Source organism: Haloimpatiens myeolchijeotgali, from assembly GCF_042688525.2.
Lineage (GTDB): Bacteria > Bacillota > Clostridia > Clostridiales > Clostridiaceae > Haloimpatiens.
The window spans coordinates 2,707,118-2,721,395 of record NZ_JBHWAB010000001.1; the positions used below are offsets into that span (position 1 = coordinate 2,707,118).

The following is a 14,278-nucleotide window of genomic DNA, read 5'->3' on the forward strand; positions in this document are numbered from 1 at the left end:
TCTTGTAAAGTCACTTCTTATTCGCCTCCATTCACCAATATACTTATTCACTTTAGAACTGAAATCATCTTGGAATTATACCTTCATTTAAAATTTTTATTACTTCACCTAGGACAGAAACCACCTTAGAATATTCCATTCTTGTAGGACCAATTATTGCTATTGATCCTAAAGGTCTATCATTTGAGCTATACACTGCAGAAATAATACTACAGTTTTCTGCTCCTTCTACATAATTTTCTGTTCCAATTTTTATAGAAATATCATTTTCATTGATACACCTGTCTAATAATTTTCTAATCCTTTTATCATCATCTAATAATCCCAAAAACTTTCTAGCTCTTTCAATGTCATTGTATTCTTGGTAATTGAATATATTTGTTGTTCCTCCAAGATATACTTCTGATACATCAATTTCCTTTAGTGTATTATACAAAACTTCTATAATACAATCAAATATTTGTTCATCTTCATCCATTTCTCTTTTTAACTTAAATACTACATCTAAAGTTAAATCTTCTATGTTTTTGTATTTAAATTCATCATTGATTAAATTGCAAAGCTTAAACAATGTTTCTTGCTTTACACTCATATTGGACTTTATAATGGCGTTTTTAATAATACCACTATCTGTCACTATTGTCATTAAAATATTATTACAATCTATAGATGTAAGTTGAATATGTTTCAAACAACTTCTTTTTATAGATGGTCCTTTTACTATACATGTTAATTTAGTTAGTTCAGATAAATATTGTGCAATATCTTTAATCACCCTATCCATTTCATATACTGCTAAATTCAAAAGATGATTTTTTATTATGACTTCTTGCTGCGGTGACATTTTAGGAATCTGCATAAGATTGTCAACATATAGTCTATAACCTTTGTCGGAAGGCTTTCTGCCAGATGAACTGTGTAATTGTTCTAAGTATCCCATTTCTTCTAAATCTGACATTTCATTTCTTATTGTAGCTGAACTTACTCCTAAATTATATTTCTTAGCTATTGTTCTAGAACCAACAGGTTCCCCATTTCTAATATAATCATGAATTATAGCTTGAAGAATTCTTACCTTTCTATCATCTATATTCATAACATCACCTCTTTTATTAGCACTCATTAACCTTGAGTGCTAATGACTATATTTAAAACTTATCACTTCACATTTAATTTGTCAATATTATACGTATTTCATAAATGCTTTATTTAGTCTTTTTAGAAATTTTATCTCTATTTTTCTCTATTTTTCTAAAGTTTATTTTGTTTCTCTCGTTTTCTAGTTTTATACCCTACTACATTTATTCATTTAATTAATATTATCCGTGGAAACTTTATTTTTACTTTTAAATAAATATACATTCCTAATCCAAAATGAATTCGCTCATAATTGTATTAGAAACTTGTATTCCTTTTTTAGATAAAGCAATATGTCCTTCTCTTTCATTTAATAAATTTAAATTTTTATATTTATATATAACATCTCCATATACAGAATATATATTTGTTTCAAATCTTCTTTCAAATTCTTTTATGGAAATCCCTTTAATTTTTCTAAGTCCCATAAACATAAATTCTTCCATATCATCTTTAACTATGTTTTTATGATTTTCCACAGATGCAATTTCATTCTCATTAATTTTATCTATATATTTTTCTATATTAATTTCATTCCTATATCTAATACCATCTATATAAGAATGTGCACCTGCTCCACATCCTATATAATCTTCTAAATCCCAGTATGTTAAATTATGTTTACATTCCTTATTTCTTTTACTAAAATTAGAAATTTCATATTGGTAATATTCATTTTCTTCTAATATTGATATTGTTTTTTCATACATATTTCTTTCTAATTCTTCGCTAGGAACTTTTAATTTATCTCCATTATACATTTTATAAAAAGGTGTTCCTTCTTCTATTATTAAACTATAACAAGATAAATGTTCTGGCTTCATATCCATTACATTATTTAATGTTTCTATCCATTGGTTTAAAGTTTGGTCTGGTAAACCAAACATTAAATCTACATTTATATTTTTAAATCCACATTTTCTAGCCATATAAAAACTTTGTTCAAAATCTTCTCTAGTATGAATCCTGCCTAATTTTTTAAGTAATTGATTTTGCCACGCTTGCAAACCAATACTTAATCTATTAACTCCTATTTGTTTAAGAAATTCTAATTTTTCTTCTTTAAAAGTTCCTGGATTTCCTTCTACAGTAAATTCTATATCTTTATCTTTATCTAAATTATCTAAAGATTTTTTTATAATTTCCCATGCCTCTAAACATAAATAGGTGGGAGTTCCCCCACCTATAAAAATCGTTCTTACTTTCCTATTTATCTTATTTATTTCTTTTGATAAAGCTTTTGCATAGCGTACCATCAAATTTTCTTTACCACTAAAGGATGGGAAATCACAATATAGACATTTTTGTTTACAAAATGGTATATGAATATATAGTGATACTCCTTCGCTCATTTTATAATCTCCCTCTATATTTTTTGTTAGTCGACTTTAAGTATTGACATAAATGCTTCTTGTGGAACTTCTACAGATCCAACCTGTCTCATTCTCTTTTTACCTTTTTTCTGCTTTTCTAATAATTTTCTCTTTCTAGATATATCTCCACCATAACATTTTGCAAGTACATCTTTTCTAAGAGCTTTAACAGTCTCTCTTGCTATTATTTTTGAACCTACAGCAGCTTGTATTGGTATCTCAAATAATTGTCTTGGTATAATTTCTTTTAATTTTTGTGCTGTATTTCTTCCTCTGCTATATGCTCTTTCTTCTGGAACAATCATTGACAATGCATCAACTATATCTCCATTTAATAATATATCCAACTTAACAAGTTCTGTTTGTTTGTATCCTGCTAATTCATAATCAAGTGAAGCATATCCTTTAGTTTTAGATTTTAATACATCAAAGAAATCATATATTATTTCATTTAAAGGTAATTTATAATGTACAACTACTCTAGTAGTTTCTATATATTCCATATTTATAAATGTACCTCTTCTATCTTGACATAATTCCATAACTGCTCCAACATAATCTGAAGGAGTTATAACAGAAGCCTTAACCACTGGCTCTTCCATGTACTTAATTTCAGATGCCTCTGGTAAATTTGTTGGATTAGTTATTTCTAAAACTGTATCATCAGTTTTGTAAACTTTATATATAACTGAAGGTGCAGTTGTTATAATATCAAGTCCAAATTCTCTTTCAATTCTCTCCTGAATTATTTCCATATGCAAAAGTCCTAAAAATCCACATCTAAATCCAAATCCTAATGCAATAGATGTTTCAGGTTCAAATAAAAGAGCAGCATCATTTATTTGCAATTTTTCTAAAGCTTCTTTTAATTCATCATATTTAGCTCCATCAACAGGATAAATTCCACTGTATACCATAGGAATAGCTGGTCTATATCCTGAAAGTGCTTCATGTGTGGGTCTCTTTGCATCTGTTATTGTATCGCCAACACGAGCATCTCTAACATTTTTAATAGATGCTGTTATGTATCCAACGTCTCCTGCTTTAAGTTCTTTTGTTGGATAAAAAGTTGGAGTAAATGCTCCTACCTCTACTACTTCATATTCTTTTCCAGTAGCCATAAGTTTTATTTGAGTTCCAGCTTTAACACATCCATCTTTCACTCTTACAAAACATACAACGCCTTTATAACTATCATAGTATGAATCAAAGATAAGAGCTTTAAGTGAAGCTTCTTCGTCTCCTTCTGGTGATGGAACCTTTTCAACTATTGCCTCTAATACATCCTCTATATTTAATCCTGTTTTAGCTGAAACAACAGGTGCATCTTCTGCTTCAATCCCTATAACATCTTCAATTTCTTTTTTTACTTCATCTGGTCTTGCACTTGGCAAATCTGCCTTATTTATTACTGGTACTACTTCTAAATCATGATCAACTGCAAGATAACAATTTGCAAGAGTTTGTGCTTGTATTCCTTGTGTTGCATCTACTACAAGTACAGCTCCTTCACAAGCTGCTAAACTTCTTGATACCTCGTAGTTAAAGTCTACATGTCCAGGAGTATCTATTAAATTTAAAATATACTCTTCTCCATTACTATGCTTATATATTAATCTTACTGGCTGTGATTTTATTGTTATTCCTCTTTCTCTTTCAAGTTCCATATTATCTAATACTTGTTCTTCCATTTCTCTTCGTGTTAATGTTCCAGTCTTTTCAATTAATCTATCTGCAAGAGTAGACTTACCATGATCTATATGTGCAACTATAGAAAAGTTTCTTATATGCTTTTGTCTTTCACTTTGCATGTACATTACCTGCCTTTCTTACGTGAGAGTATAACAAATCACTGTAAATTATATCATAATATTATTAATATGTGTCAAGTAATATATATTAATTATTAACTCAACTTTCACAGGTGAAAAATAGCCGCTACGGGAAATGATATCTTGCTTAGAAACCTTTCACTTCAGTAACAAGTTCAAATGTTTCTTACGCAAGATATCATTTTCCTTCGCTAAGCAGTGTTTTTTTACTGCGAAAGTTGAATAAATAAGTAAATAGCATGCTTTAACATGCATGCTATCCACTTACTTATTCAAATATTCTGCTATAACTCTAGCTAAATACTTTCCTGTTCTTTTTGCTTCATCAGTAGTATTTACATAAGAACCTGCTTCTATTAATACAGAATTATTACTTTTATGTTGATTAAAATGTCCTTTTCCATGATTATACGTATAAATGGATTTACTTCTCATTAAAGTAGGGCATATCTTATTTATAATTGATTTTAAACTATCAATTGTACCCATAGTACTTTTCAATTTTGGATTACTTAAATCAGCAACAAACATAATTCTTGCTACATCTTCCCCATTTATTTTACTTGTAACAGCTTTTTTATTACCACATGAATCTCTATGAAGATCAATTATTAATTTAAATCCTCCATATTTTTTTAAGTATTTATCAACAGTTTTGGATGACCTACTATAACATTGCGGATATACACTATCATGTATAGTTTTATCATGTATAACTGATACACCATAATTTTTCATTAATTCATTTGTAATCATATCACCAACAGCACATACATTTACTTTTTGATCACTGCTGCTAACTTTTCCTGGTTTATAACTTTCATGAGTATGAGTATGATATATAAAAACTTCTGGTTTATTTACATTTAATTTTTTCTTAAGTTTAGGATTATAAATAGAAACTACTTTATTCTTTTCCATATCCTTAGGCTTTTCAACCTTAGCTATTTCTTCTTCATCTAATTTAAATGGATTTAAAACTAAATTTCCATTTTCATCGTATAATTCATCTCCAGTCTTATTTTCCTGTGCTTTTTTAGTTTCACCATTTTTATTTTCTTTGAACATAGCCATCTCTTTCTTTAATATAGAGCTTGGCGATGAAATATCTATACCTAATCCTTCTAGTATTCTACGTTTTATGCCTACATTCTCCTGAGATTTGTCTTTATTTGCCGCCTCAATAGTAGGAAAAGCGTAATTTAAAATTTTAACATGAAAAAGCATTTTGCTATTATCACAAGATGAACTTGCCAGTATTGGTTTTGTAAATCCAATAAATATAAGTATTAGTAAACAAAACACACTCATTATATACTTGAATTTCTTGTTAAATTTTATATCTATTTTTCCACTAATCTTTTTGTAATTCACTTCAAATTCCCCTTTCGTTTAAAATATTTTTGTTAATAAACAATATGCAAGGGGAATTTAATATATGATTAATTAATATATTTATTTATATCTTCTAATTCAAGAGCTGGTTGCAGCGCAATATTTATTCCATTTGATATTATTTTGGTAACAGACTCTATTATCATATCAACTTCTTTTGGTGTAACCATCAAATTATTCAAATATGGATTTAGTACTTCTCTTATCAATTTTTCCTTTTCATTTTTATCTAAATCTTTTAACATATTGTAAAATTTACTTCCTTCTTCTGATTGGTTTATGAGAGCATCCAATACTAAATCTATACTATCATTTGCTACTGTAGCAGCTTCAACAACAGTAGGAACTCCTATAGCTATAACTGGTATACCTAAGGTTTTTTCACTAAGTTCCATTCTTTTATTTCCTACCCCTGATCCAGGTGAAATTCCAGTATTGCCTATCTGTATTGTATTATTAACTCTTTGTAAATTTCTCGAAGCTAATGCATCTATGCATATTATTAAATTAGGTTTTATTTTTTCCACTACAGATCGTATTATCTCACTAGTCTCTATACCAGTAGTTCCCAAAACTCCTGGTGATAATGCACAAACTGGTCGTATTCCTTCATCTATCTTATCTGGGACTAACTGTTTTAGATGTCTTGTTATCATAAGCTTAGAAATTACTTTAGGTCCTAATGAATCCGGTGTTACATATTCATTTCCAAGTCCTACTACCATAGCAGTCATATTATCTTCTAGTTGTATCAAACTACCTAATTCCTTTGCTAAAACTTTACTTACTTCATCTTTAGTATCAGAATCATAGTGTACAAATTTGGGCATATCTATGGTTATGTATTCTCCTTTAGGTTTTCCCATCATCTTTTCACCAACATCATCCATGACTTTTACACTAGTGACTTTTACCTCTCCTTCTTTATACTCACTAGCTTCTATACCTGGCATTTCCTTATTATTTTGCTTTTTATATATCTCTTTAGCTTCAAGAGCTAAATCTGTTCTTATACTAAACATAATAAACACCTCGCTTCTTTCTTTAATATATTATTTTACAAACTACAAAATTTTATTAATAAAAGTTAGATATTTTAATAAACAATAGTCTAAAACTAAATTTTTCTTGAAGTAACTAATATTTAGTGCTATAATATCATTTGTTGAATACATACAAGTCCGTATGCAGATTTCCCCAAAGCTGCAGACCCTATAAAAATACAAGGGGGTGAAAAGGAATGGCAAATATAAAATCAGCTAAAAAGAGAATAAAAGTTATCGAAACTAAAACTCTTAGAAATAAGATGATTAAGTCAGCTTTAAAGACTCAAATTAAGAAATTTGAAGCTGCAATATCAAATAAAAACGTTGAAGAAGCAACAGCTGAACTTAAAGCAACTATCAAAGCTTTAGACATGGCAACATCAAAAGGTATTCTTCACGTGAACAAAGCTGCAAGAAGAAAATCTAGATTAGCAGCAAAATTAAATGCGTTAAATGCTTAATAAGTTAAACCGGTGTTTCCACCGGTTTTTTAATATGTTAAATTTTAATTTTCCTATTTATTATGCTATTATAGTACTCATTATTAATAGTTCTATTTCTGTTTTTGCATCAATTGAAGAACTTTTTAATTTCTTATCTGATTTTATGCAAAGCTCCAATATATTCATTATCTGATCTTTTTTAAATTTCTTACTCTGTTTCATCATATTTTCACAAACAAAAGGATGAAGTGATAATTCCCTACTTAATACATCTTTATTTTTTCCCTCATTAATACCTAGTTTAACATTAAGCAATAATTTGAATTGCCTTTCTACCATATACAATATCTTTGGTATAGCTTCTCCTCTATAAACTAATTCATTAAATATATCTAATGCCTTATTAATTTTTCGTTGTGATAAAAAATCTACTAGATTAAAAATATCATTCTCACTTTTTTGAGGCATTACATCAAATATATCATCTTTAGTTATAGCTCTTCCGTAAGTATAAGAACATAATTTATCAATTTCTCTCTCTACAATATCCATATTATTATCTACCTGTGAACAAAACAATTTTAAATCACTCTTACTTATTTTTACTTTTCTAGTTTCAAATAATTCTTTAACCTTATTTTCAAGTGAAAAACCCTTTAACTTATCTAACTTTACAACACATATATTTTTACTAAATTTATTTAAGTTTCTACTAGGTTTCTCTCTATCATTTTCAAATAAATAATACATAATAAGCACACAATGATTAGGAATATCTTTTACATAACTTTTTATATCATTAAATAACTTTGCATTTTTGCCATCTTTTAAAAAATCCGCATTATAAACCTCTACTACTTTTTTATCACTCATAAAGGGCATTGTCTCACAAGCATTTACAATAGAACCTACATCTTCAACCTTACGTCCATCTATTTGTACATAATTCAAATCAATAAATTCATCACTCAAAATCTTATCTTTTATATTTTTTATACTATCATTAATTAATTTAGAATCCACACTACAAAATACATAACAATTATGAAGTATATTTTTCTTAATCTCCTTCTCAAAATCAAATAGTTTAATCATTTTTATCTCTCCGATCTTTTATTTGCATGTACTATAATTATAACATTAAGTTTATTGTACAGTAAACTTAATGGAGTGTACAATTAACAGTTGATGAAAATAGTCGCTTCGAGAAATGATATCTTGCTCTGAAACCTTTCACTTCAATAACAAGGTCTAAGACTTTATCAAGTGACAAATTGCAAGTGATAAGTGACAAATTCTTGTAACTTGTAACTTATAACTTGTCACTTTCTTTAATGTAGTGTTTAAGCATAATAAATTCCATATACAACGTTAATAATGCTAATCCATAAAAATAATTCGTATTAATTACAGGTGGACAGATTTTTAATAATAAATAATTTCCACCTTCTGCTGCTGTCAAAACAGAATATAAAATATAGCAAATTCCATTAAATAAAAATTTTAATGGCATAGCTATAATAGCTATATTACCTAAAATTATTATTAATGAATATATAGGTACTAAAATTAAATTTCCTAATAAAAATCCTAAACTTATATTATTAATTGAAAGTGCTGCATATGGAACAGAAAAAACTTGAGCACTTAAAGCTATACTTATACTTTTATTTAAAAAACATGGTAACTTGTATAAATATCTACTTATCTTTTTATTATATAATATTATTCCTAAGGTTGATAAAAAAGATAAATTAAATCCAATATCTAATATATAATATGGTTTAATCATTATCAATATAATAGCTGCTAAACTTAATGAACTTATAGCATCATAGTTTCTAAATACTTTTTTAGAACATTTATAAATCAATATCATTATATATGCTCGTACCGCTGAAGCTTTTGCTCCAGTAAAAATAACATATACTAGAGTAAAAATAAAAGCCAATTTTGATGCAGCGAATATAGAAAATAATTTGTACACTATGGATATATGAAATCCAGATACACATAAAGCATGTATAACTCCTAACTTTTGAAATTCCTTCTTCACTCCATATTTAAGATATTTAGGTTCCCCGTAGCATAATGCCATAATTAAAGAAGTTTTTTTACTTCCTACTCTTTCACAATATTTTTCATATAATTTCTCTTTAATTTGATAAAGCATATAAATTAGATCTCTTTTTTTAATTTCATATTGCTTTACAGTATATGTACCTATTAATCCTTTTTCATAATTCTTGGTGCTTTTAAATGTTCCTTCTAATAAAACTTTCATTCCATTTTTTAAATTTTTAACATTACCATATAGCAAAACCTTTCTTCCTTTATACGATGCATAGCAATAATAATTTTTCTTATCTGTAATTCTAACTTCCATATTAGATGGAATAGACATATTAAAATATAAATTAAAACATAAAATTCCCAATATCAAAAATAAAACATTAATTATAAAAAATTTTTTATCCTCTAACGTAAAGAAAAATATAATCATAATAACTAAAACAGAAATAAGTGCACAATAAAAACTTTTATTAGAAATCAAACATGAAATACATCCTAATATTAAAAAAAATACATAATAAACTAATGGTCTATCAAACAAAAATTACACCTCCATTTTCATTTTTGACATGAAAACAAAAGTGTAATCATATATAACCAACTTATTATATTAATATTATTAAACCATTTAATAATATATTTAATATAATCAATATATTAGATAATTTTCTTTCAAAAAATATATGATATTTATTTGTGAAATTATACAAAAATAAACTTAATACAGCATTTAATATTATAAAACCACATTTACTTGCTATAATTACTCCTTTAGGTATTAACATTCCAAAAACTACAGCAGGAATAATACCTAATAACACTGATTTTATAATAATATTCTTTTTATAATTTTCATCTCCTAATTTTTCTAAATACTCAATACGATTTATATTAGGATGTTGAATAAGAAGTGCTATTATTAAAATATTTATATTTATTAAATTTATCCATAATATTTCGTTAAGGCTAAACATAAATTTACCACTAAAAATATATGAAATAAATACAGCACTACATTCACATATACTTATACAAACAGTATACAAAAATGATAATTCAAATGCTATTTTTAATTTAGTACTTTTGTCGACTAAATATAAAAACTTTTCAAGATCAAACTCATCAAGATACACATCACATATATTTTTAATAGTATTACTACACTTTTCTCCATAAGCAATTGATACATCACAATATACTAAGTAAGCTAAATCTTTTAACTTATTTCCACACATACCTATTTTATATCCTATATCTTTAAATACTTCTGCCACTTTTGCTTTTGATTTATGATTTACTTTACTTAAAATATTTATTTTAGTTATTAAATTTTCAAGTTCTTCCTTTTTCATATATTCAATTTCTATACCTGATAAAATTGAACTAATATTTCTAACTAAATTTAATTTTTTTCCTATAGATAGTGATGTAAGTTTATTTTCTTCCATTGTTATTATTGGTTTCATACAATTAGCACCACAATCTAATAATTTTGTATTAAAATCTTTTTTAATAGGATTGAAAAATCCTATTAATCCTATAAAAACTAAATTACTTTCTATATTTTCGTTTAAACTTGGTTCATAATTAAATCCTCTAGTAGCAAAAGCTTTAACATCTAAACACTCTTCACACATTTTTATATTTACATTTTTGATTCTATTAATGTCCTCTTTTGTTATTTCTCTTTCAACTCCATTTATAAATATATGCGTACATCTTTCTAATATATAATCTACAGAACCTTTTACATTAGCTCTATAATTATTATCCACCTTATTTATTGTCGTCATTATTTTTCTATCAGAATCAAATGGAATCTCATTTATTCTTCTATATTTTCTTTCTACATCTGATTTCAATATTTCATAAGACCTACAAAACCTAATAAGCTCTATATCTTCTAAGTTACCTTTTCCTTCATTAGTCTCATCATTATATTTTGCATCATTACATAGAAGTCCTACATTTAATATTCTTTCAACATATTCGTTAACTTCAAATTCCTTGTCATCAACTTCAACAGAATTGTCATTTACATATATATTTTTAATTTGCATTTCTTTTTCTGAAACAGATCCTATCTTGTCAAAAATCACAATAGATATATCACATAATTTATACATAGATGTAATACTGTTCAATTTTATATTTTCCTTCTTCAATCCTTTTATTACTACAGAATAAAATGTATTTATTGTAATAATAAATGTGTGTGTTAAAAATATTACAAATATATATGAGGCTATTGTATTGTAATATACTAATTCTTTTCTTAAAAATAAATTAACTCCTACAGATATAATTAAAAATATTAAAAGTATAATAGACATATTATGCATTGTCTTTCTTATTCTTTTATTAAATATATTTTCTATACAACTTTGTTTTGTCATCACATGAATTATTTTACCTGCTTCTGTCTTCATACCTGCAGCAGTTACAATACCAATTCCTTCACCTTCAACTACGTAAGAAGATTTAAAAAGCATATTTTTCATTTCTGATAACTGAATATCTTCTTCTTCAATTTTAGTTTCATATTTATTCACTACATAATTTTCTCCAGTTATAGCTGCTTGATTTACTTTTAATCCTTGACTCTCGATTATTCTTAAATCTGCAGGTACAATAGTGCCTTCTTTAATGTATACTATATCTCCTACTACCAACTCTTCACAAGGTATAAAAATATTATTCCCCTTTCTTATAACATTAACATTATAAGAATTTAACTTTTCAATTTCTCTTAATTTTTTATATTGACTATAATTTTCAGTAATAAAGTAAATATTATTTATACAATATAAAATCAATATTACTCCAGCCATTATATAATTACTATTTAATATCATTAAAAACTCAGAAAAGATAAAAACAAAAAACCACAAGCTTTTGAATTGATTAACTATAATCCTACCCAAATTATTAGTTTTAATAGTTTCAATTTTATTATCTCCATATTCTTCTCTAGATTTCTCTATTTGATATTCTTTTAAACCCTTATATATATCACTGCCTAATTTTTTTACCACATAATTCCAAGAATAATTATACCAATTATTCATTTTACCACACAACTTTCTAAATTATTAATTATTTACACAAAATTATATTCGTTGTTTTAAATTAATTCTTTATTCATTTAAAATAAAAATTTAATCATAAATATAATATAATTATATATACAAAATATATTTACGTCTACTTTCTTCATAACTACTTTTAAATTAATTATGGAAAATTATCTTGTGTTAACTTATAATAAGTTAGTAATTACTTATTCAACTTTCGTAGACAAAAAATATACGTTGAATTAATAATTAATAAAGTTAACATATTTACCGTTTGCAACACAAATATAAATACTGTATAAATTGGAGGCAACATATGAATAAATTAAATTTCAAAGGTAGTGTAATGTTAAATCCTACACCTGTAGTTCTAGTAACTTCTAAGAATAAATCCAATAAGTTAAATGTATTTACTGTAGGATGGGTTAGCACCGTATGCACTAAAAAACCTATTATAGCAATGGGCATTAGACCAGAAAGACTTTCTTATGAATATATTAAAGAAAGTGGAGAATGTGTTATAAATCTCCCTACAAAAAGCATGGTTAAAATTGTAGATTATTGTGGTGTAGTTTCTGGCAGAAAAGAAGATAAAATTAAACATTTTAATTTAGAACTTCATAAAGGTATTTCTATCTCAACTCCTTCATTACAAAACTCTCCAGTAGCTTTAGAATGTAAAGTTAAATCAATTACACCACTTGGAACACATGATCTGTTTTTATTAGAAGTTTTAAATGTTAAGATAGATGAAAATTTGATAGATTCGAATAATAAAATATGTTTTGATAAAGCGAATCTTATCTGTTACTCTCATGGAGAATATTATGGATTGAATTCAAAACCAATTGGTTCTTTTGGTTACTCTATTAAGAAAAAAAATAAAAAAAAGCGTTCACATCATAAATAATAAGCAGGGGAGTCATTTTTCCTCTGCTTTTAATATATTTATTAAATTATTTAACTTTTTAATAAGATCTTCTTCCATGTTCAATAATTCTTATTGACTTTTTATTAATATATGAATTACCATCATAATCATAGATACCAATGGTAATAAAAAAAGATGACTTCTAAACACTTTAGAAATCACCTTTTACAATGTTGCTTAATCTTTTTTATACTTTTTAGCATATAAAATATGTCATAGTATAAAATTAGTAAAGTCCTGAACCCTTTGATGCTTCCATATTGTTATTAGCAGCTTGTTCTACAATTTTAATTCCAGCACTAGCACCTATTCTACTTGCTCCTGCTTCTATCATATCTATAGCTGTTTTATAATCTCTTATTGCACCTGAAGCTTTTACTCCCATTTCTTTTCCTACTGTTTTTCTCATTAATGCTACATCTTCTACTTTTGCTCCTCCAGTAGAAAATCCTGTTGATGTTTTTACAAAATCTGCTCCTGCTTCTTTTGAAATTTCACATGCTTTTACTTTTTCTTCGTCAGTTAAAAGACATGTTTCTATTATTACTTTTAAAAGTGCTTTTCCTTTTGCTGCATCTACTACTGCTTTTATATCTTCTCTTACTACATCATATTTTTTATCTTTTAGTGCTCCGATATTTATAACCATATCTACTTCTTTTGCACCATTTTCAATTGCTTGTTTAGCTTCAAATGCTTTAACTTCTTTTGTTGTTGCTCCTAAAGGAAATCCTATAACTACACATGTTTTAACGTCTGTGCCTTCTAATTCTTTACTTACTAATTCAGTATAATATGGGTTTACACATACTGAAGCAAATCCATACTCTCTAGCTTCACTACATATCTTCTTTACTTGTTCTTCAGTTGATTGTGGTTTTAATAATGTGTGGTCTATGTACTTTTGTATTTTCATTTAATACACTCCCCTTTTGTTATTTATATATTTAACTTTAGCATCAATACACTTACTG

Annotated in this window: 11 protein-coding genes; 2 read left to right on the top strand and 9 right to left on the bottom strand. The window is 26.5% G+C overall.

Annotation, left to right across the window (positions count from 1 at the left end; translation table 11 throughout):
• Positions 1-64 precede the first annotated feature (64 nt).
• From hrcA to gpr, 5 genes are all read right to left on the bottom strand, one after another.
• Entirely contained in the window at positions 65-1,096 is a 1,032-nt protein-coding gene (gene hrcA, locus ACFIJ5_RS12120; RefSeq protein WP_379809606.1) for a heat-inducible transcriptional repressor HrcA, read from the bottom strand.
• A 268-nt stretch (positions 1,097-1,364) separates the two neighbouring features.
• A complete protein-coding gene (gene hemW, locus ACFIJ5_RS12125; RefSeq protein WP_379807364.1) occupies positions 1,365-2,489 on the bottom strand; it encodes a radical SAM family heme chaperone HemW in 1,125 nt (374 codons plus the stop codon).
• A gap of 26 nt (positions 2,490-2,515) precedes the next feature.
• Complete coding sequence (gene lepA, locus ACFIJ5_RS12130; protein ID WP_379807366.1) at positions 2,516-4,321, bottom strand: translation elongation factor 4; 1,806 nt, start codon at positions 4,319-4,321, stop codon at positions 2,516-2,518.
• 285 nt (positions 4,322-4,606) lie between these two features.
• Positions 4,607-5,716, bottom strand: a complete 1,110-nt coding sequence (locus ACFIJ5_RS12135) for a stage II sporulation protein P (protein ID WP_379807368.1) — start codon at positions 5,714-5,716, stop codon at positions 4,607-4,609.
• 68 nt (positions 5,717-5,784) lie between these two features.
• The gene (gene gpr / locus ACFIJ5_RS12140; RefSeq protein WP_379807370.1) at positions 5,785-6,759 is read right to left on the bottom strand and encodes a GPR endopeptidase; all 975 of its coding nucleotides are present in this window, start codon (positions 6,757-6,759) and stop codon (positions 5,785-5,787) included.
• Between the two features lie 218 nt (positions 6,760-6,977).
• Between gpr and rpsT the strand changes: the two genes are divergently transcribed.
• The gene (gene rpsT / locus ACFIJ5_RS12145) at positions 6,978-7,244 is read left to right on the top strand and encodes a 30S ribosomal protein S20 (protein WP_379807372.1); all 267 of its coding nucleotides are present in this window, start codon (positions 6,978-6,980) and stop codon (positions 7,242-7,244) included.
• Positions 7,245-7,304: 60 nt separating this feature from the next.
• Here the strand turns inward: rpsT and holA are convergent, their stop codons facing one another.
• The 3 genes from holA to ACFIJ5_RS12160 form a co-directional block, all read right to left on the bottom strand.
• Complete coding sequence (gene holA, locus ACFIJ5_RS12150; RefSeq protein WP_379807374.1) at positions 7,305-8,321, bottom strand: DNA polymerase III subunit delta; 1,017 nt, start codon at positions 8,319-8,321, stop codon at positions 7,305-7,307.
• 217 nt (positions 8,322-8,538) lie between these two features.
• Positions 8,539-9,840, bottom strand: a complete 1,302-nt coding sequence (locus ACFIJ5_RS12155; protein ID WP_379807376.1) for a ComEC/Rec2 family competence protein — start codon at positions 9,838-9,840, stop codon at positions 8,539-8,541.
• A gap of 64 nt (positions 9,841-9,904) precedes the next feature.
• Positions 9,905-12,367, bottom strand: coding sequence for an HAD-IC family P-type ATPase (locus tag ACFIJ5_RS12160; protein ID WP_379807378.1), 2,463 nt, complete (start codon positions 12,365-12,367; stop codon positions 9,905-9,907).
• 322 nt (positions 12,368-12,689) lie between these two features.
• Between ACFIJ5_RS12160 and ACFIJ5_RS12165 the strand changes: the two genes are divergently transcribed.
• Positions 12,690-13,283 (top strand): flavin reductase family protein, encoded by a 594-nt coding sequence (locus ACFIJ5_RS12165; RefSeq protein ID WP_379807380.1) that lies wholly within the window; start codon positions 12,690-12,692, stop codon positions 13,281-13,283.
• Between the two features lie 247 nt (positions 13,284-13,530).
• On the opposite strand, the gene deoC is transcribed toward ACFIJ5_RS12165, so the two are convergent.
• Positions 13,531-14,220: a deoxyribose-phosphate aldolase gene (gene deoC / locus ACFIJ5_RS12170; RefSeq protein WP_379807382.1), complete on the bottom strand. Its 690-nt coding sequence runs from the start codon at positions 14,218-14,220 to the stop codon at positions 13,531-13,533.
• Positions 14,221-14,278 lie beyond the last annotated feature (58 nt).